Source organism: Natrarchaeobaculum sulfurireducens, assembly GCF_003430825.1.
In the GTDB taxonomy this organism is placed as follows: domain Archaea; phylum Halobacteriota; class Halobacteria; order Halobacteriales; family Natrialbaceae; genus Natrarchaeobaculum; species Natrarchaeobaculum sulfurireducens.
This window is the reverse complement of sequence record NZ_CP024047.1, coordinates 829,763-848,298: the sequence shown is the minus strand read 5'-3', so window position 1 is coordinate 848,298 and position 18,536 is coordinate 829,763. Positions and strand designations below refer to the sequence as shown.

The following is an 18,536-nucleotide window of genomic DNA, read 5'->3' as shown; positions in this document are numbered from 1 at the left end:
CGGGCCGGCATTTTGGTCCCTCGCCTGGCGTCAAGAATCACGGATGGCAGAGTTCTTAGATCGGATAGGGAGCGGGGTGATCTAGTAAGTGAGAGTCGGGTAGCAGCGTAAGACAGCGACGCAAGCGAGCGGCGACCGAAAAAGCGGAGATATCGTCAGTTCACGGCGTCTCAGTCGCCGGCCTGGGCTTCGCCGATCGGCGTCTCGTCGGTTTCCTCACCGTCTTCGATAACCTCGCCATCCTCGGCGTCCTCGAGGTCGGCGTCATCGTCCTCGACGTCACCCTCCTCGGTCACCTCGTCGGGGTCGTCGAACTCGACTTCTTCGAGCGCGACGTCGACCGTCTCACCCTCGACGACTGCCGTCTCGGGGACCTCGGTCTCGGCCTCATAGCCCTCGAAGCCGTCATCGCTCGGGACGACGACGGAGACTGTGTACTCCTCGAGCGCCTCGACGGCGCTGTCGGTGTAGCCGTCCTCGACGCCGAGTTCGTCGTCGGTGGCGTACGGAACGGTCAGTTCGAAGCTACCGTCCTCGGCGAGTTCGGCCTCTTGGACGTAGGTGAACTCCCGATCCGTGTTGGTTTCGAGCTCGAGGGCCGCGCTAACGGTTGCATCCTCGACGTCGCCGACGTCGTCGACACTGCCAGTGAGCGTCGCGCCCTCGACGCGTTCGTACGTGCCGACTGCGGAGCCCTGACGTTCGTCGAAGACCTCGACGTCGAACTCAGGGTGTTGCTCGAGTTGCATGAGTTCCATTTGCGTCTGTTCGTCGACCATCCGGTTGACGAACACCTGTGGGTCGCCGCCTTCGCCGAGGAGGACCTGATCGGTGTCGGTGTCGATGATCGCGTAGCTCACGAACGTCGGCATGCGCTGATCGTTCTCGTGGACGAGTCGGTAGTGTTCCATCCCGACAGCGTCGTCGAAGTACAGCTTCGAGAGTGTCGTGTTATCGTACGGGACGGTTGCGAATCGGTCGGCGACTTCGTCACGTTCGATCTGTTCGTTCGCTTCGACGTCCTCGGGCGTCGAGTAGTGTGCTGGGTCCGGGCCCGTCCACGTCGCGATGGCGTTGAACTTCCCGCCGGCCATCAGATCGTCGATCATCACGTAGCGGATGTGCTCGTGCGATTCGTCGGCATCCTCGGCCATCGCCTCGAGTTCCTCGTCGGTGTGGTCGTCGGGCGATTCGCCGGCGGCGATCGCATCGAGGATCAGTTCGGATCGCTCTTCAGACTCGGCGGTCAGGAACGCCGACGACGATCGTGCGTTCGACTGGAACGGATTCGAATGGGGAATCCGTTCACCCTGGACAGTGATTAGGTGACCGTAGTCCCACCACGACATCACGCCATACGACCCTTCTGGGTAGTCGTACGTTCCATCGTCAGGGATGTCATAGGTGCCGAAGTACTCGAGTTCATCCTCGTAACCGGCGCCTGCCCAGTTTCCGGGCTCGGGCGTGTTCTCGTTGAGCCAGTGGTTCGAATCCTCCCAGACCATCGCCTCGTTGTGTGGGCCGACCATCTCGCCGCGCTCCCACGCCGTCGAGTCTTCGGCGGCGACCGGCGGAAGCAACGGAGCGAACAGGAGCAAGACCACCATGAGCAGGACGATGACTTGGTACCCCTCGAGTTGTCTGATCGAGTCGACGCCGCTTCGGATGTCCAGATCGAAGAATCGGACGACGTCTGCAACGAAGATGGCATTGACGACTGCGACCGCGAGGACGAGGTAGTAAGCAAAGCGAATCTGGGTCGCAGCCATACTGATCAAGAACAACGACCAAACGACGATTAGCGTGTGCTCAGCACGGAACTCGCGGCCGAGGAAGGGGCGAGCAACGAGGAGCCCGAGTCCGGCTAACATCGTATAGAACGCCGTCCCAAACTCGTCGAAGACGTGAGCTGTGAAGTCCGCCGGAGGCTGGGCCTCCTGAATCGTCAACGCCCCTGTGCCCGGGTCGAGAGGCAAGAGTCGACTCGTGAGGTTACCAACGATCGTACTGTACAGATCTGGAAGAACAACCGCCATTGCCCCGAATACGGCGACGATCAGGCCCGCGATCGCAACAGGGTAGTAGCGTCGATCAGCGTCGTACGCGTTCCACTGGCGCGCAAACCATGCCATAAACGCACATCCCACGGCAACGAGCGCAGCACTGACGGGCTGTAGGTAGCCGAAACTCGTCACGCTGGTACCAGGCTCTTCGATCAGCAATGCCGTCACGAGTGCCGTAACTCCGAGGCCAACGACACCGACGAACGCGACGTGATCCGGCGATACGCCTCGAACGTAGTCGAGACAGAGCTGGACCGTGAAGTATGCTGCGAAAATTCCGATCAACACCACACCGGGTGGCCAGACCCAGATGTACAGCGAGAGTGCGATACCTGCGAGTGCGCTGTAGATAGCGGGTTGTTTGAGCGTGTCCCAGTCCTTGTCGACGACTAGCTCGTAGATCGGCTGTTCGCGTTCGGCGACGCGAAGCGCGATCATGAACGCGAGGATCGCGATCGCCATGAACAGGACCTCGGCGACGTGGTGCTGGAGCTGTCCGGTCGTCGATCGCTGGAGGAACTGTCCAGGTGCCAGCGCGAGGAGAACGACGGCGACGATCCCGCCGAGAGTTCCGCCGAGTCGGCGCCCGATGTAGAAGACGGGGATCGCGACCAGTGCGGCCATCACCGGAACGGCGATCAGAGCGACCGCATAGAGCGTCTCAGTGGATGGATCGCCGAGCCCGACGATCATCGCCGCAGTGACGATAAGCTGGTCGAACAACGTCCCGAACTGGCCGACGTACCGACCGTCGGGGAAGCTCGTCCAGATTTCGTACGGCATCGTGGACGGGTAGTTCTCGGCCGTCCACTCGATCGTCCGCCAGTGATACCAGGAGTCGACCGCAGCGAGCGACGGACTGCCGTCCCGCATCGCGAAATTATCGTAGGCCTGGATACGAACCAGGAACATAAACAGCATCACGACCCCGATCACGGGGATGTGATACCACTCGTCCCACCGCTCGAGGAGCGAGGCTTCGGCTCCCTCCTCGATCCGTTCGGTTTCCGTACTCATTAGCACGAACGAGACCCAAGTAACGAATAAGCCTTGTCATCTATCCGCGGTGTTTTGATATCGCCACGGAAACCACGCAATTTTCCTGACAGTCACGACACTGTCACCCGTTCGGTCAGCTGACGTCGGCTCAAGCGAACGAAAAGGCTTATTCAATGCTCGTGGGTACCGACCGGACGATGAAGGTCTCCGTCGTCATCTGTACGTACGCGATGGAACGATACGACGTCTTCTCCGAGTGCGTCGACAGCGTCCTCGAGCAAACCTACGAGCCGCTCGAGGTCGTTATCGTCGTCGACGGCAACGAGGAGGTCTTCGATCGCGTTCAGGACGACTACGGAGGCCTCGAGGGCGTCGTCTTACACTGTAACGAGACGAACCAGGGTATCTCCTACAGTCGGACGCGTGGGGCCGAAATCGCAACTGGCGAGGTCGTGGCGTTTATCGACGACGACGCTGTTGCCGAGGCGGACTGGGTGGCGGAGTTGGCTCGAGTGTACGAAGAGAGCGACGCGATCGCGGTCGGCGGGCACGTGAAACCGGATTGGGTGACCGAGAAACCCGACTTCTTCCCCGCGGAGTTCTACTGGCTCGTCGGCTGTGACGAACGCGGGATGGGCGAGCATATGGAAGAGCTGCGTAATACGTATGGGTCGAATATTTCGTATCGTCGTGATGTCTTCCTGAACGTCGGTGGGTACGACGAGAACACCGGCCGGAAAGGTGATCGGCACATCCAGGCCCACGAAGCGCCCGTCTGTATTCGGATGGCCAACAAGTACGGCAAGGGTGTGATCTACAACACCGACGCCGTGGTTCACCACAAGTTATTCGACTATCGCGGGGAGTTCCGGTGGCTGGTGTTCCGCTCGTTCTGGCAGGGGTACTCGAAGCGAATTATGGACCTGCTGTTGCCAGAGGCGTCCGGTGACAAGAACGAGTATCTGGGACAGCTGATGCTCGAGTTCGTGCCGTCACGGCTGAAGGGTATCTTTCGCGAGCCCTCGCTCCCGAAGGTGAAACAGCTCGTGACGATCTTTATTTTCACCGCCGCAGTCGGGTTCGGCTATCTCTATGGGCTGGCCGATGTCGATCGGTCTGAGTTGATTGCCGGCCGTGACGCTGCGGCAGGCAACTGACGCACGGGTTTTCAGTCTTGTACTGTATCCTCGAGCGTTCGCTCACTCTTCGAGTCGTGGCATGCCCTCGAAGTTCTCGTGTCGGTCCCTGGTGAGGAAGCCAGCGATGACGGCAGTCCCATGTTCTGCGAGGAGATCGGTGAATTCTGTAGTCGAAGGCGTGGCGGGTTCGATGGCACGGTTACGGCTCACTGATCCCTCGCGATGTCTCGTGAGCGCGGCATTATTCCTCAGTCTCGAGCGTCCCCTCGAATAGCCCGCGAATTATAAATTTCTACGTGTACAAGTACGTGTATGGGTACGAAGACGATAACGATCACGGAAGACGCCTACGAGAGTCTGAAAGAGCACAAGCGCGAGGATGAAAGCTTCACCGAAACGATTCTTCGGATCACCGGTGGGGAACGCGATGTCATGAAGGGATTCGGTGCTATGAAAGACGTCGACGGATTCGCGGACGCAGTCGAGTCGTCTCGCAAGCAACTCGACGACGATCTCCGCGAGCGTGAGACGCAGTGATCGTCTTCGATTCGACGTTTCTCGTCGATTACCTCAACGAGGAGGACGCCGCGGCGGCGTTCCTCGAGGAGCACGACGGGAAGCCGTTTTTCGCACCGTCGCTCGCGTTGTTCGAAGCGTACCGGGGCGCAGCACGGTCTGCTGGACGCGACGGCATCGAACGGGTCACGACGGGCTTAGATTGGATCGAGCCGTTGGACCTCACCGAGCCCGTGGCTCGCGAGGCCGCCACGATAGAAGCCGAGTTGCTCGAGGACGGCACCCCGATCAACCTCGGCGACATCCTCATCGCGGCGGTGTGTCGACACAACGGCGGCCAACTCGTCACGCGGGACGCAGATTTCGATGCGGTCGACGATCTCGAGGTCGTGAGTTACTGATCTCCGATTCGAGGGACGGCTTTGCGGCCTCGAGCTGGTCTCGGAACTCCTCGTAACGGGACACCTCGAACGCGCCGGGGTGAACCGATATCGTGGCCAGGCAGTCCGTTCGTCAGTTCACTCCACCGCTCCGGTCGATATGAACGGATTTTCCATCATTTTTAGATATCCGACTTTTCGAGTCGGGGAACGTCCTCGAGGTCTTCGTGCCGATCACCGGTGAGATACTCCTCGTAGTACCCCAGTCCGCGAACGGCGGTGAGAGTGCTCGAAAGTGCACCGAAGGAGAGTCGGTCGCTCGTTGGAAGATCCCGCTCGGGGCGTTTGATGCCGCTGGGTCTTGGTGGGACGCCGGGTGTGCCGTAGCGGTCGGGGTGATAGCGTTGCAGCTGACAGAGCCCGCGGCCGACGCGACGATCCTTTTTGGCGTGTGCACGGAGGGTGTTTCTCGTCGGGTGGTACATCGTCACGTCCTCGGCGAAGTGGAGGTCGTATCCGGCGTCGTGAACCCGGTTGCCGAACTCCTTGTCACCGCCGGACTCGAGGCGATGGTCGAACAGCCCCACGTCCTCGAAGACGGCTCGGCGGACGAACAGACAACAGGTCGGGGCGAAGTGCTGGGACTCGAGGTACTGCTGTACGGGAAAGCCCGTGTGGTGATCGTAACGGGCCGGGAGGGGTGGGTTCTCTGGGGGGGTGAGCTCGACGTTACAGCCCATGTAGTCGGCGTCTGTGGTTTGGAAGGTGTGGAGGGCGGACTCGAGCCAGTCCTCGGGGACGGTCATGTCCGCGTCGACGAACGCGAGGAGGTCGCTATCGGTGTTGCGGATGCCCGTGTTTCGGGCCGCGTAAGAGGACTGGAGCTCGGTCTCGTGGAGGAGAGTGAGGTGGTCGTGGTCTGTTTCGTAGGAGCGGACGATGTCCGGGGTAAGGTCGGTGGAGTCGTTATCGACGACAACTATTTGATGGGAGGTTGTTTGGGTGAGGAGGGACTCGAGGGTGGTCTGAATACCATCGGGGTCGTTGTAGACGGGGACGACGATAGCGGCCTTCGAGTATACCATCCTATGTCGACGAAATAAATTGATTATTCGTGAGTATTAAGTTAAATTCTACATTATAGTACATCTGTTAGCTATGGCTCTAAAGAAGTAATTGTTTCTTTGATTACTTCTTCTAGCATGTTTGTATTAACACGAAGATCAACTCGCTGTGGCTGGCATCGAAGGCGTCGATACTTGAGTCCATTGACTTCGGCTATGCGTTGAAACGTAGTACTTTTTTTTTGTCCATAAAGTTCGATGACAGTAGCGTTAGTACTAAACACACAGTTGGTTAGACCTGCACCATGTGGTGCAATGATTAGGCTCGCCTGAGCAAATAATGATGCTTGTTCATGAACAGTCATATCACTCAAAACGACCGGGCGAATGTTGTACTCGGTGAGTACATTTTTAACCGAAGATTCATTCACTATTCGTCGAAGAGTTGCATCATTTCTAGAAATGAATATCCGCTCGGTACCCTGTTTATCTGCTACACCGAACATTTCTTGAAGCCATTGACAATCAGCAGGTGTCGGTTCCGGATGAGATGGGACAACGAGAGTTGAAGCGTGGACGGCCGGTTCACGAAGACGCGCTGTATGTCCCGCCCATCCGACAGCATTTAGTCCTTCGATCATCCAGTCTGCTGGTGACGCAGGTATCAACAGTGTTGGACGGATGCCAGTATGCTGGGCATAGGCCTCTAGCGGCCGAACTCGAAGAAGACATTCAACCGTCCAATGAAAGTAGTTCTTCCACTGCGGAACGATTGGGGTGACAGCCTCATATGTCGACGAAGCCGAAATAGATCCGCAAGTGGATGAGGACCTAGAAAACAATCGCCGACGCGCTGAGCGAATACCGTGTGTTGCACCAGCGGATGCAATCGCAACCTCTAGTCGCCGCCGTTCATGCCATGGATCACTTACCGTGTCGGCGATTGGTCGTTCACCAACTATGCCGAGTCCTGACGGACCAAGAACGCTCCCATCTGAAAAGCTCGTCACAAAAGGTTCGGAAACGTCTTCACGACGAAACGCGTCGTCCGGTGTATTGGGCGTATCTGAATCCTTAACAATGACATTCTGGTATCGACCGTCAATGGGTGAACAACGAACTGTGTCTTCCGCCAGTGCGAGTTCTTCCTGCGAGATTGGATCAAGTTGATCCACCCAAGACGACACGATCCCCTTTTTTAAGATCCAATCTCGATAAATTCGAGTGTTGACCGCTTCAAGTGTCGGCACCATGCCGTCATTGCTGTATTTGCGTTGAAGTTGGAGTATACTGTTGACGACCACACTTGTTGGGTTCATCTACAAAATGTTATTTGAGCACGACTTGGAATAGTATTCTGAACTGACTTGAGGCCGACACACCAATAACTACTGGTCCTCTTCTAATCAAAACATCGGTATCAAAAGGTGTATTCAACTTGGTTCTAAAGTTCACGGTCCCACAACCACAATTTTGGTGAGATGAAAACACATAGACTAATAGTGGTATTGAAGTTTGAAAATAATCCCAATATGACATCATTACAATAAGATCGGTACCCTCAGTTACGTCCGGGTGTACAATTCTCTAAGAGTGATCTCTTGTGCGTTCACAGGAATTATATCATCCCAAATCTAACGTGGAATTCCGAGCAAGACCCATGCGACGACTAATTCACCGACTTTACCGGCTTTATTATAGAGGTGGCCCATCAGCCGTTTTTACAGGGGCACTTCGCTTTCTTCGGTACAGGTATCCAGCGTCACAGGTATCCCTTCGATCGAAGTTCAACAAAGTAAAATACTCGGCATATTCTGATCCACTCGCTGTTATTCAGATCTCACCGGCTGATGTGAACACGTGGACGGACCGGTTCGGTACATATCACCATATAGGCGCGATACGCGGGGGCGATTGGGACCTAAAAGCAAAATCGTTCGAAACTCACCCAAAATACAAGGCAGTCAAACGACGGTTCGTTGACGGAGTGTCGTGGAAAGAAACAGGCGTATTTGACTATATGCGCTCACGGATCGAATCAGAAGGATGTCTCGACGGCTGTCGAACTCCCTCGGACATTGGGGATCGATATTCAGATATAGATGTGCTTTACGAACGTATCAAGCATGATGGATATCGTTCCCATCGAGAAGTCTCCAGCGAATCAGATTTTGAGGCAATAGCTGACGAGGTGATTGTTAACATTGGTCGAGACGGGCAGCTCGTCTTCAACGGTACCGGATGGCACCGACTCTCAATCGCGAAGATACTCGATATTGACAAAATTCCTGCTATTGTTGGTGTTCGACATAAGCTGTGGCAAACACTTCGAGAGCGGTTAAACAATACAAATACACAGAATGTTGAACCGACTTTATGTACACATCCTGACCTTCAGCACATATTTGAAAGTTAATATCTTCTGCCGAAGTACGAACTTTCCTTGAAGAACATAAAGTGTCTACTCAAATAGTAAGTGAGATTGGCAGGACGACTAGCAGTATCAATCATACGAGGCAACCAACACCAGCATATTTGCACAATTAGTAATAAATCAGACGAAGAACATCAAAGACTTTAATATAAAATGGTTCTTTGAAGATTGAAACATTATCTAATTCGTAATTCCACTCGGACCTCTCAAAGATTAGTAGGATCATCCGATATCAAAATAATCTTCGATCGGTGAGATACACCTCCAAGCACAAAAACAACGGCAGCCCGGTCACCCGTACGATTGACAGCACGCCATGAGCTTCACGGATTCGTTACCGAATGTAGTGCCGTGTTGAATAGATACTGAGTCACGGTTACAGCGGCTCACAGAGTGGTTCTATGTTCGAGATGGCGAACATGAGGATGATTTCACGGAACTGTCGATACCAGCCGAGCGCTCGCACGGCATCGCCGAGCGAGCGCTTTGTTGTCGAATACGAAGTCTCGGCCATCCAGCGCTGAGAATAGCCTTTTGTCCGGATGAGCGCGTTATGTCCCACCGTCAACGGTCTCGATCCACGCTGTAAGATGAGTGGCTCGACACCGAGTGCGTAGAACTCGTATTTCGTGATCCAGTTGTGGAACGCTTTGTCAGCAGCCACGGACAGCAGGTCGTCCGCGTTCCGGCGGACGACCTGCGGCCCGGTCTTCGTATCGTGTTTCCACCGGGCCGAAATATGTACGTCAAGGACGGCAAGAGACTCTCTGTCGGTTAATGTCGTCACTTTCAGTGTTTGAACGTTACTTCCCGACCGCTGGCGATAGTACGACGAGGCCGAGCGGCGGTCGAAGAACGTGCTGTCGAGTGCTGCATGTCCGGACTGCGGGTGCTGCTGCGCTGAAACGCGCAGCAGCGCCCGCCACACCCACATTTTCAGCCGGTCGAACGATTTGTAGATCGTGGTGTAGTCCGGTAGATCGTCTCGATCTAAGTCGAGTGCGTCACGAATCTCGGCCATATACTTCAGCCGATTCGGCGTTTCGCGGTAGCTATGGTCTTCTTCGAGACGAAAACAGTGCAGAACGACGTGTTTCCAGCGGGCGAACCCGCCGCTGGCGGGCTCGCCCGCGTGTTTCCCCAACGCTTGTTTGACTAGGTGCCGACACTGCTCAACGAAGTCGAGGAGATCGACTTCCATGGATAGAATCGATTTCCTCGGCTTCGTCCTTCTACTCCGCGATATGAGCGGATTAGATCGCTATTCAACACGACAGAATGTAGTACACTCAAGCGAGCACGGCCCACGGCAAGCGGGCGGTTGTCGGCTATGGGAACATGATTCCCTTCGAGCCACATCCAACTACCGCGGGTCGCCTGCAAAAGAACGCTGAGTCGAACCACACTGGTGTGGCCGTCCAGTCAGTCGCACTCTCGTACGAATGAAAACCACCGAACTCCCGATCTCGGGTACGACCGACGACACTGGCGCCGGATCTCCACGCTGTCGACCGTCGGGCAGGGAGACATACTCGAAGTTGCATGAGACTACCGACGGGCCGCCTACGGAACTACTATACGATCGTAAAGGTACGAACTCTACATGGCGGACGTTGGGATTTCCGGAATCCGAGATCTGGCAAAACGTTCGTTGAGAACGCTTCGTCAAGAGGGTCTGCACCGATTCATTCTCTACGGGACGAGGTATCTGAGTTGGAAATTACAGATACATCGGCTCGTTCGATCCCTACCAAGCCCGATAGCAACAGTGGTATACATTCTGATTAGGAGAACAGTACGCCGAACGGTATGGCTGCTCAACAGAAGGTACCCACACAGATACACCGATGCGGATCCGTACAAACGAATCCTCGTTGACCCGTCGTCGATTGAGTACACGAGTGGTGCGTCGAGACGACGAGGGTGGGCCATAGATGGTGAATGGGACAGGCGCAGTAAGCATTTCGTGCAGCGGACACGTCCAAGGGCGATTGAACAGCGCTTCGTTGACGAACTCGAGTGGGACGAAACGGTCCTCGCCGACAAATATGATACGTCAACGCTCGAGGACCGTGGAGCGGAGATTGACCGACTATATAAACACATTCGCGATGGGGGATATAAATCGCAACGACAACTGCTCGAGGAATCCCCCAAGACTGCCTGGGAGGGACTCAACGACGCGATGCACCCACTCGCCAACGAGATTGCCGTTGACATCGGTCGTGACGGAGAGCTACTGTGGAACATGTGTGGCCAACACAGGCTCGCGATCGCGAACGTGCTCGAGATTGACCGAATTCCCGTACAGGTGTTTCGCCGCCACGCCGAGTGGCAAGCGATACGGGATCGTGCACGACGGGGAGAAGAGATTCCGGAAGATCTCCACGACCATCCGGATTTGGTAGACGTACTCGGAGACGAGTAGCACCTGTTGCAAGTAAGAATATCCTTAAACCACCCGTCCGTTACTCACGTAATACGACTCTTCATGCGTCTCGGCCAAACTTCCGTCATCTACCTCGTTTCGAAACTGCTTGGTTCTCTTCTCGGCTTCCTCGCCACGATTTACTTCACACGAACGCTGGGTGAAGAGATCTATGGTTTCTATGCAATCACACTCGCGCTCGTCTCGTGGCTGGGGATCGTCAAGAGCGTCGGTTTCGGGCAGGCGATCGTCAAGCGCATGAGCGAAAACGAAGAGCCGGACGAATACCTCGCTGCCGGAACGACGATCAAGGCAATACTCACAAGTCTCGTCGCGATCGGCGTCTTGGTATTCCGAGAACAGGTTAATGCGTACGTCGGCCAGCCGGTTGCTGAGTTCGTCGTCCTGTTGCTGGTCGTTTCGATCTTCAGCGGGCTGGTCAATGCTGCGCTCAAGGGGACACATCGAGTGTACGTCTATGCCCCGCTCAGCACCGCCAAACAAGGTGCCCGGAGCGTCATGATGATCGTGCTCGTCTACCTGGGGTGGGAGCTTTCGGGGATGCTCCTCGGCCATGCCGTCGGGACCGCTGTAATTGCCACGATTGGACTACTCATCGTTAGACCGACGTTTGCCCGGCCACGGTGGCGACACGTCGTCAGTCTGTTCGACTTCGCGAAGTTCTCCTGGCTTGGGAGCATGCGAAAGAAAACGTTCAGTGACATGGACATCATTGTGCTCGGACTCTTCGTTTCTGCAGGCCTCACTGGTATCTACGCGGTCGCCTACACGCTCGCGAAGTTCCTCGACATCTTTGGGAGTGCAATCCAAACCACGCTGTTTCCCGAGTTAAGCAAGAGATCCACGTCCGATGACATTGACATGGTCCGGACGCTCACCAACGACGCACTCTCGTATGCAGGACTATTCTTGATCCCCGGAATCGCCGGCGCAGCAATCCTTGGCGACCGATTGATGCTCATCTACGGCGACGGCTTCGAGATCGGCGCACAGGTGCTGGTGATACTGCTCGTGGGGATCCTTGCGTACACCTATAATAAACAGTTGCTGAACACCCTCAACGCGATTGACCGACCAGACCTCGCGTTCCGGGCCAACGCCGTCTTCATCGGGGCAAACCTCGTGCTCAACGTTGCACTCGTTTACACCATTGGCTGGGTCGGCGCGGCGATCGCCACGGCCAGTTCTGCTGCTATTGGTCTCGCTTTCGGCTTCTACTACACTCGTCGTCACGTTGGGTTCAGCATCCCTTTTGGGGAAATTTCGAAGCAGTGTTTCGCCGCTTTGCTCATGGGCGTCGTCGTCTACGCCGCTCGAGCGATCGGCGAACCGCATCCGATCGCCGCCTATAATGAAGTGTTTGTCGTCGCGCTCGTTGGTTTCGGCGCGCTCATCTACTTTTTCGTCCTGCTTGGGATCTCGAGTACCTTTCGAACCACAGTCTCGCGGAATCTGCCGTTCGACGTTCCGCTAATCTAGAACGACGACTGCCAATGTGTTCGAAAAGACATCGTTCGCTTACCTGTCCGGCTCGAGATCAGTGACCTCGAGGTTACCCGCGAGGTAGGCACGCCCAGTATCTGTGAGTTGGTAGAGCCCGCTGCCGTCGGACTCGAGGAGATCGACGTCGGTCAGGACACCGCATCGTTTGCTCACGTACTGTCGGTCGTAATCGATATTCGCGGAAAGGACCTTCGGTGAAATTTGGATGTCGTGATCGTCGAGAAAGAGGAGAATCTCGTAGTCGACTGGCTTCATCCACGGGACCCGCTCGACCATCCTGTCGGGATAGCGCGAGACGGAGACTGAAAAAGGAGCACTATCCGTGAGCTGCGCAACTACGTATGTTGTATCTGTAAAACCACGTTCGTAGTTAGAGTTAATAGTTGAGAGCCCAATAGGTCTGCTGAAGAGAGACTACGTGGACGTACCCACAACTGAAGAGAAGTCGAACCCGTAGATTCGGCTCAAAGCTGCGTCGACGTCCACATTGCAACTGATAGAGCGATGCCAGAAAGAGATTCACGAAACCCCAACCGACTGAACGACCACCCTCGAGACGACCATCCTGACCACTGTCTGACCCGCCACGCCCACCTCGAGGCGATCGACCAGCTCGCGGCGTCGGTGCTCGAGGACGTTACGAACGATGCGGATCTCGAGCCCGAAACGGCCCGCACCGTCGTCAGGCACGTTCGAGAGGTTCGCGCGGAAGTCGAAAGCGTTCGACGGGCGCTCCCGGAGGATGCGGATATCGAGGTCCCAATGGTCGTCCGCCGTGGCGTCGGCTCGAGATCCGTGCTCGGCCCCGTCACTGACTGCAGTGAGCAGAGTCGGGACGAACCGCCGGGCTGACAGGCGCTGTCGTCGGCCTGAGGACCTTGGGCCGCGTTGAGTCGAGTTTCCGACAGCTTCGAGCACATGCTGTCAGACGGGAATCTGGCTTACTGGCATCTAGAACGCCTTTCGAGGGGGTGATCTCGAACGTATAGCGAGAACGCAGCAGATCGTCCGCCAGCGACCATTGGTCGCTCACAAAGTATATGTCGACCCACCGGAACCAATCAAGACATGCAAGCAGTCGTCCTGGCCGCGGGCAAGGGCACCCGCCTCCGGCCGCTCACCGAAGACAAGCCGAAGGTGCTCGTCGAGGTCAACGGCAAACCCCTCCTCGAGGACGTCTTCGACAACCTCCTCGAGATCGGCGTCACCGAGTTGATCGTCGTCGTGGGCTATCAGAAAGAGCAGATCATCGAACGCTACGGCGACGAGTACGACGGGGTCCCCATAACGTACACCCACCAGCGCGAACAACTGGGACTCGCCCACGCGATCTTGCAGGCCGAGCCGTACGTCGACGACGACTTCGTGCTCATGCTCGGGGATAACGTCTTCCGCGGCAACCTCGGCGACGTGATCAACCGCCAGCGGGAAGACCGCGCTGACGCCGCGTTCCTCGTCGAGGAGGTTCCCTGGGAGGAGGCCTCGCGCTACGGCGTCCTCGACACCAACGAGTACGGCGAGATCGTCGAAGTGATGGAGAAACCCGACGACCCGCCATCCAATCTCGTGATGACCGGCTTTTACACCTTCACGCCGGCGATCTTCCACGCCTGCCACCTCGTCCAGCCATCCGATCGTGGTGAGTACGAACTCCCCGACGCGATCGACCTCCTCATCCAGTCCGGGCGAACGATCGACGCCATCCGGATGGACGGCTGGCGTATCGACGTCGGCTACCCCGAGGACCGCGATCGTGCCGAAGAGCGGTTAGCGGAACCGGCCGAACCGGTATCGGACTAACTGCTGAAGCTGCCGTCTCGGAGCCCGGTTCCGAGGGCAACCCAGCCGTCCATCAGTCTACGATCGAAAGCTCCCCCTCGGGGACGATCCGCCGAACCTCCTCGAGCCCCGCCATCGCTTCTGTTCGTCCCTCGAACGGCCGCACGCTCTCGAGGACGGTCGCGTCGTGGTCGTCGACCAGCCGCCAGCGCCAGTCTCCGTCGTCGACGTACAGTTCGAACGTCGTGGCCTCGAGCGTCAGCACGGTCGTGTCCTCGAGTGCCGACCGAACCGTCTCGAGGGCCTCCCGTGCCTCGTCGGGTGATGCAACTTCGTCGGCCGGGGTCGCGACGACCCGACCATCCGCGGCGAGCAGCCGCCAGCGCCACCCTCCGTCGTCGGTCTCCTCGAGGACGAACGACGCACCTGTACGGTCGATCCGATCGGCCAGCGGCGCGAGTCGTCGCACCTCGTCGACGACTTCCCGGACTGCCCCCTCACTCTCTACTCCATCGATACCGGCAGCGACCGGTTTGCGGCCAGCAGTGACCAACCTCCAGTCCCAGTCGCCGTCGTCGCACTCGAGTCTGAGGGCCGTCCCGTCGACGGTGAACACGGGCGCATCCGTCACGTGCTCCCGGATGGTATCGACGACGTCCCGAGCTGACTCTTGGTCGAGAAACGGGACGCTCGAGTCGGCCACCGGCTCGCGGTCGCGCTCGAGGACGCGAACGTGCCACGCGCCGCGGTCGTACAGCTGGAGGAAGTAGTCGCCCACGTCAGTCACCGGTGCGTCACCGGCGACCGCGCGGAGTTCTTCGAGATGGTCGAGCAGTTCGTCTCGGGTCGCGTAGCCGTCGCCGTCGACTGCAACGACCTCGCCGCCGGGGAAGACGTACCGCCAGTGCCACACGTCGGTCGCGTAGGGCTGGACGAACGGACGCTCGACGCAGTGGACGGATGCCTCGAGATCCTTACACACCCGTTCGACGGCCTCCTGGGCCCCCGCCGTCGTCGGATGCGCCCTCGAGCCCAGCGCGAGGTGTTTCCCCGCGTCGTCGACGAGCCGCCAGCGCCAGCCGGCCTCGTCCTCCGTCTCGTCAGCGTACAGTTCGAATGCGGGGGCGTCGACCTCGACCACGTCCGCGCCGGTCGCCCTGTCGGTCAGCGTCAACATGGCTTCGGCGGCCTCGCCACGGGAGTCGTGTGCCGCGTCGCTGTCGGCCAGCAGGCTGCCGTTCTCGTCGAGCAACCGCCAGCGCCACTCGCCGGAGTCGGTCCGGTACAGTCGGAACGCCGCCTCTTCGGGTACGACGATCTCGGCCGCTGCGGCCCGCTCGCGGACGCGGTCGATAGCCACTTCAGCCGCGTCCGGATCCGAAACGAGGCCGATCCCCAAAGCGAGGACCGTCCGATCCTCGCTGACGAGCCGCCACCCCCACTCGCGGCGATCGTCGGTCGCCCCGCTCGAGTCAGTCGCCTCACTCGAGTCGCTTCCGTCGCGCGGTCCACTCGAGTTGTCCTCGTTCTGGTCCCCGTCTCGCGATTCGTCCGGTGAGGCGTCGGCCCCCTCCCCGTCGGTCCGAACGACGGCGGACTCCGTGAATTCGGCGGAGTCGGTCGGGGACACATCACCAACGTCCATCGCTGGGAAGACCTCGTAGGCTGCCTCTTCGGCCTCGAGCACGGGCGCCTCGCCGACGGTGTCGGCGAAGGAGTCGATCCCTCGCGTCGGTTCGTCGCTCGGGGAGCCGTCCGGCGAGTGGGCGACGATTCGGCCGGTGTCGTCGACCAGTCGCCAACGTCCGCCGTCGCCCGACTCCACCGGAAACCGTTCGTAGGTGGGCTCGCCGGCGACCGTCACGTCCGCCGTCGCGAGCGCCTCGCGGACCGCGTCAGCCTCGTCTTCGGCCCCGTGTCGGTCCTCGAATCCGCCGACGGAGTCGACTAGAACCTCGTCGTCTTCGTCGACGAGTCGCCACCCCCACTCGTCGTCCGCGTGGAGTTCGACGCCGACGTGATCGACGCAGAGGACACGTGCGGACTCGAGCGCCTCGAGAAAACGATCGATGGCTGCATCGGCTCGTTCGGGGTTTGGATAGCCCGCGGCGCTCTCGGCGAGCGGGTCCCGTTTCGCGTCGAGCAGCCGCCAGTGCCACCGGCCCCCGCGGCGAACGACCGTGAACGCGCCTGTCCCGACCTCGAGCGCGTCGGCGTCCGGCCCGCGAGTCGTCAGGAACGCGACCGCCGACTCGGCTTCCTCGCGGTCGTCGAACGCTTGGGGCGCGTCGGCGAGGATCGTCCCGTCCGGCCGGGCCAGCGTCCACCGCCAGGTGCCGTCCTCCGTCTCGAAGAGCCGAACCGCCGGCTCCGAGAGTTCGCGAACGCTGGCGTCGGCCACGACGTCCCGGAGCGACTCGATTCGGTCCGTCGCCTCCGCCTGTGAGTTCGGCCGGTCCACGCTCTGAGCAACCGTCTCGAGGCGACGAACCCGCCACGCCCAGTCGCCGTCGACCTGCCGAACGTCGACGTGGCCGCCCTCGTCCGCCGTCTCGAGGATCGGCGACGCATCGTCCCCGGCAGGCTCGTGCTGTGAGCGCAGAAAGCGCACCAGCGAGTACACGATGCCGAGGACCGCGAGGCCGAGCAGGGCGGAGACGACGGGGTGGAGTTCGAGGCCTCGCTCGCTCCAGCTGACCCAGGAGAGCGTGCCCGCCGACGCCGTCGCCGCGTGCTCGAGGATCCCTGCGACGGCGACCGACGATCCGTATCCGACGCTCGAGCAAGCCATGCGTAGCAGTCCGAACCGCCGGCCAGCCCATAATAATGGAGCGCTTACGGGACGGTCTCGGACGAGAGTGGGGCAGTCGCCGGCTCTCGAGTGGCTACCAGCTTCGTCGTACAGTTGGACGGTTCAGATCGTCGGCCCGTTTCGGTTGAACGGTTGTAATACCACGAAAGCCCCTGGCTCGCTCGACGACTGCGACTCGGTGCGCTCCTCGGACATCGTCCTGCGGTGCTTCCGTCGTCTCGTTCGCCGAGCGAGCCAGCCCCTTTCAGTCCCACCCGTGTCGGCTGGTTTGACAGGCCACCGCAGGGTGGGACTGAAAGGGGCTGGCGGTATCCGGGAAGACGGGCGATGCAAGCACGCGAACGGAGAGAGCGCGCGCAGCGAGCGCATCGACCGGATACCGGCAGGGGCTTTCGTGGTGGTTTCACTACTCGAGCGGATCGAGAGACGATTTCCACCCGAGAGGTAGTGTTCAAATGAAAGACACGATCACGCGGTAGCGCGTTTCCAGGTCCGAAGATCGACTACCTGCCCATCCAGTTCGTCGGGGTCGGCCTCGAGGGCCGCCCAGCGGAACAGGTCTGCGGCCGAGTCGGGGTCCCGTCCCTGTCCGCCGGTAAGGTCGGTCGCGACGATTCCCGGATCGACGACGCCGACGACGTAGTCGGTGTCAGTGGCAAATCCGCGGACGACGGCTTCGGCGGCGGCTTTCGAGACCGCGTAGGAGCCATAGCCGGGTTTTGCTTTCCGAGCGACCGCGCCGCTTGGGACCAACACGCGAGCGTCTTCGGTCAGGTGGGCCAACGACTCACGAATCGTTGCGAAGACGCCGCGGACGTTGGTCTGCCAGTGATCGTCGAATGCGGCGTAGGGTTCGTCGTCGGTGGCCGTCTCGCCGGGCGGCCCGTGGTAGACGCCTGCAGCCGCGACGACGACGTCGACGCCGCTCGAGTCGCCCGTTTTCGAGGCCACTTCGAGCAGTCGTTCGACGTCGAGTTCGTCCCGGACGTCGGTACGGATGCCCGCCGCAGTTGCACCGCGCTCCTCGAGGTCGGAGACGACGGCGTCGATCGCGTCAGCGTCTCGAGCGCCGACGACGACCGTCGATCCCTCGGCGGCGAACGCCTCGGCGACAGCGCGACCGATCCCGCGGGTACCACCGGTGACGACGACAGTGTGTTCGTCCATACATCACCTACAGTCAGTGGTTACAGGAAGCTATCCCCAACGTATGCAACGACTGATGTCAGAGGGCCGTTCGAGTCGACGAACCGCCTGGGCTGACGGGGGCCGCTGACGGAGCCACATCTGACGTGAATAATCCACCTCGGTGGCTGAGCCCGACTATCACGATCGATGACTGGTCTCCCTACCTACGTGTGAGCTATCTTTATGTCCGTCCCACCGGTGACATTTAGG

At 59.0% G+C, this 18,536-nt stretch carries 15 protein-coding genes; 7 read left to right on the top strand and 8 right to left on the bottom strand.

Translation table 11 applies throughout. The features are described from left to right. Nucleotides 1-170: 170 nt before the first annotated feature. Entirely contained in the window at nt 171-3,080 is a 2,910-nt protein-coding gene (locus AArc1_RS05335) for an oligosaccharyl transferase, archaeosortase A system-associated (RefSeq protein ID WP_117363394.1), read from the bottom strand. 179 nt (nt 3,081-3,259) lie between these two features. Between AArc1_RS05335 and aglG the strand changes: the two genes are divergently transcribed. Then, a complete protein-coding gene (gene aglG, locus AArc1_RS05330; protein ID WP_117365788.1) occupies nt 3,260-4,219 on the top strand; it encodes a glucosyl-dolichyl phosphate glucuronosyltransferase in 960 nt (319 codons plus the stop codon). 42 nt (nt 4,220-4,261) lie between these two features. Here the strand turns inward: aglG and AArc1_RS18650 are convergent, their stop codons facing one another. Then, on the bottom strand, nt 4,262-4,411 hold the full coding sequence (locus tag AArc1_RS18650) for a hypothetical protein (protein WP_154670619.1): 150 nt from the start codon (nt 4,409-4,411) through the stop codon (nt 4,262-4,264). Nucleotides 4,412-4,513: 102 nt separating this feature from the next. On the opposite strand from AArc1_RS18650, the gene AArc1_RS05325 reads away from it, so the two are divergent. Together AArc1_RS05325 and AArc1_RS05320 are read left to right on the top strand one after the other, a co-directional pair. Continuing rightward, nucleotides 4,514-4,738, top strand: a complete 225-nt coding sequence (locus AArc1_RS05325) for an antitoxin VapB family protein (RefSeq protein WP_117363393.1) — start codon at nt 4,514-4,516, stop codon at nt 4,736-4,738. Further along, nucleotides 4,735-5,118, top strand: a complete 384-nt coding sequence (locus AArc1_RS05320; RefSeq protein WP_117363392.1) for a type II toxin-antitoxin system VapC family toxin — start codon at nt 4,735-4,737, stop codon at nt 5,116-5,118. Before AArc1_RS05325 ends, AArc1_RS05320 begins: the two co-directional genes overlap by 4 nt. 161 nt (nt 5,119-5,279) lie before the next feature. On the opposite strand, the gene AArc1_RS05315 is transcribed toward AArc1_RS05320, so the two are convergent. The 3 genes from AArc1_RS05315 to AArc1_RS05305 all read right to left on the bottom strand — a co-directional run bounded on the left by AArc1_RS05315 (nt 5,280) and on the right by AArc1_RS05305 (nt 9,796). Further along, nucleotides 5,280-6,182: a glycosyltransferase gene (locus AArc1_RS05315; protein ID WP_117363391.1), complete on the bottom strand. Its 903-nt coding sequence runs from the start codon at nt 6,180-6,182 to the stop codon at nt 5,280-5,282. 71 nt (nt 6,183-6,253) lie between these two features. After that, nucleotides 6,254-7,480, bottom strand: a complete 1,227-nt coding sequence (locus AArc1_RS05310) for a glycosyltransferase family 61 protein (RefSeq protein WP_117363390.1) — start codon at nt 7,478-7,480, stop codon at nt 6,254-6,256. A gap of 1,491 nt (nt 7,481-8,971) precedes the next feature. Next, nucleotides 8,972-9,796 carry an IS5 family transposase gene (locus AArc1_RS05305; protein WP_117363389.1) on the bottom strand — a complete coding sequence of 275 codons (825 nt, stop codon included), beginning with the start codon at nt 9,794-9,796 and terminating at the stop codon, nt 8,972-8,974. Between the two features lie 402 nt (nt 9,797-10,198). On the opposite strand from AArc1_RS05305, the gene AArc1_RS18435 reads away from it, so the two are divergent. Next, nucleotides 10,199-11,023: a hypothetical protein gene (locus AArc1_RS18435; RefSeq protein ID WP_133412323.1), complete on the top strand. Its 825-nt coding sequence runs from the start codon at nt 10,199-10,201 to the stop codon at nt 11,021-11,023. A 63-nt stretch (nt 11,024-11,086) separates the two neighbouring features. Then, entirely contained in the window at nt 11,087-12,523 is a 1,437-nt protein-coding gene (locus tag AArc1_RS05295; protein WP_117363387.1) for an oligosaccharide flippase family protein, read from the top strand. Between the two features lie 39 nt (nt 12,524-12,562). Here AArc1_RS05295 and AArc1_RS05290 read toward each other — a convergent pair whose 3' ends face one another. Next, the gene (locus AArc1_RS05290; protein WP_186336651.1) at nt 12,563-12,823 is read right to left on the bottom strand and encodes a MarR family transcriptional regulator; all 261 of its coding nucleotides are present in this window, start codon (nt 12,821-12,823) and stop codon (nt 12,563-12,565) included. 228 nt (nt 12,824-13,051) lie between these two features. Here AArc1_RS05290 and AArc1_RS05285 point away from each other — a divergent pair, with 228 nt between their 5' ends. Further along, complete coding sequence (locus tag AArc1_RS05285; RefSeq protein ID WP_117363386.1) at nt 13,052-13,399, top strand: hypothetical protein; 348 nt, start codon at nt 13,052-13,054, stop codon at nt 13,397-13,399. 216 nt (nt 13,400-13,615) lie between these two features. Continuing rightward, nucleotides 13,616-14,347, top strand: a complete 732-nt coding sequence (aglF, locus tag AArc1_RS05280) for a UTP--glucose-1-phosphate uridylyltransferase AglF (RefSeq protein ID WP_117363385.1) — start codon at nt 13,616-13,618, stop codon at nt 14,345-14,347. 52 nt (nt 14,348-14,399) lie between these two features. Here the strand turns inward: aglF and AArc1_RS05275 are convergent, their stop codons facing one another. Continuing rightward, nucleotides 14,400-17,117: a YegP family protein gene (locus AArc1_RS05275; protein ID WP_117363384.1), complete on the bottom strand. Its 2,718-nt coding sequence runs from the start codon at nt 17,115-17,117 to the stop codon at nt 14,400-14,402. A 489-nt stretch (nt 17,118-17,606) separates the two neighbouring features. Beyond that, nucleotides 17,607-18,305 (bottom strand): SDR family NAD(P)-dependent oxidoreductase, encoded by a 699-nt coding sequence (locus tag AArc1_RS05270; protein WP_117363383.1) that lies wholly within the window; start codon nt 18,303-18,305, stop codon nt 17,607-17,609. Nucleotides 18,306-18,536 lie beyond the last annotated feature (231 nt).

Bases quoted from the DNA above. Each gene is read 5' to 3' on its own strand.
- AArc1_RS05305 (WP_117363389.1), bottom strand. From the start codon at position 9,796: ATGGAAGTCGATCTCCTCGACTTCGTTGAGCAGTGTCGGCACCTAGTC.
- AArc1_RS05335 (WP_117363394.1), bottom strand. From the start codon at position 3,080: ATGAGTACGGAAACCGAACGGATCGAGGAGGGAGCCGAAGCCTCGCTC.
- AArc1_RS05285 (WP_117363386.1), top strand. From the start codon at position 13,052: ATGCCAGAAAGAGATTCACGAAACCCCAACCGACTGAACGACCACCCT.
- aglG (WP_117365788.1), top strand. From the start codon at position 3,260: ATGAAGGTCTCCGTCGTCATCTGTACGTACGCGATGGAACGATACGAC.
- AArc1_RS05315 (WP_117363391.1), bottom strand. From the start codon at position 6,182: ATGGTATACTCGAAGGCCGCTATCGTCGTCCCCGTCTACAACGACCCC.
- AArc1_RS05275 (WP_117363384.1), bottom strand. From the start codon at position 17,117: ATGGCTTGCTCGAGCGTCGGATACGGATCGTCGGTCGCCGTCGCAGGG.
- AArc1_RS05295 (WP_117363387.1), top strand. From the start codon at position 11,087: ATGCGTCTCGGCCAAACTTCCGTCATCTACCTCGTTTCGAAACTGCTT.
- AArc1_RS05310 (WP_117363390.1), bottom strand. From the start codon at position 7,480: ATGAACCCAACAAGTGTGGTCGTCAACAGTATACTCCAACTTCAACGC.
- aglF (WP_117363385.1), top strand. From the start codon at position 13,616: ATGCAAGCAGTCGTCCTGGCCGCGGGCAAGGGCACCCGCCTCCGGCCG.
- AArc1_RS18435 (WP_133412323.1), top strand. From the start codon at position 10,199: ATGGCGGACGTTGGGATTTCCGGAATCCGAGATCTGGCAAAACGTTCG.
- AArc1_RS05290 (WP_186336651.1), bottom strand. From the start codon at position 12,823: ATGGTCGAGCGGGTCCCGTGGATGAAGCCAGTCGACTACGAGATTCTC.
- AArc1_RS05325 (WP_117363393.1), top strand. From the start codon at position 4,514: ATGGGTACGAAGACGATAACGATCACGGAAGACGCCTACGAGAGTCTG.
- AArc1_RS05270 (WP_117363383.1), bottom strand. From the start codon at position 18,305: ATGGACGAACACACTGTCGTCGTCACCGGTGGTACCCGCGGGATCGGT.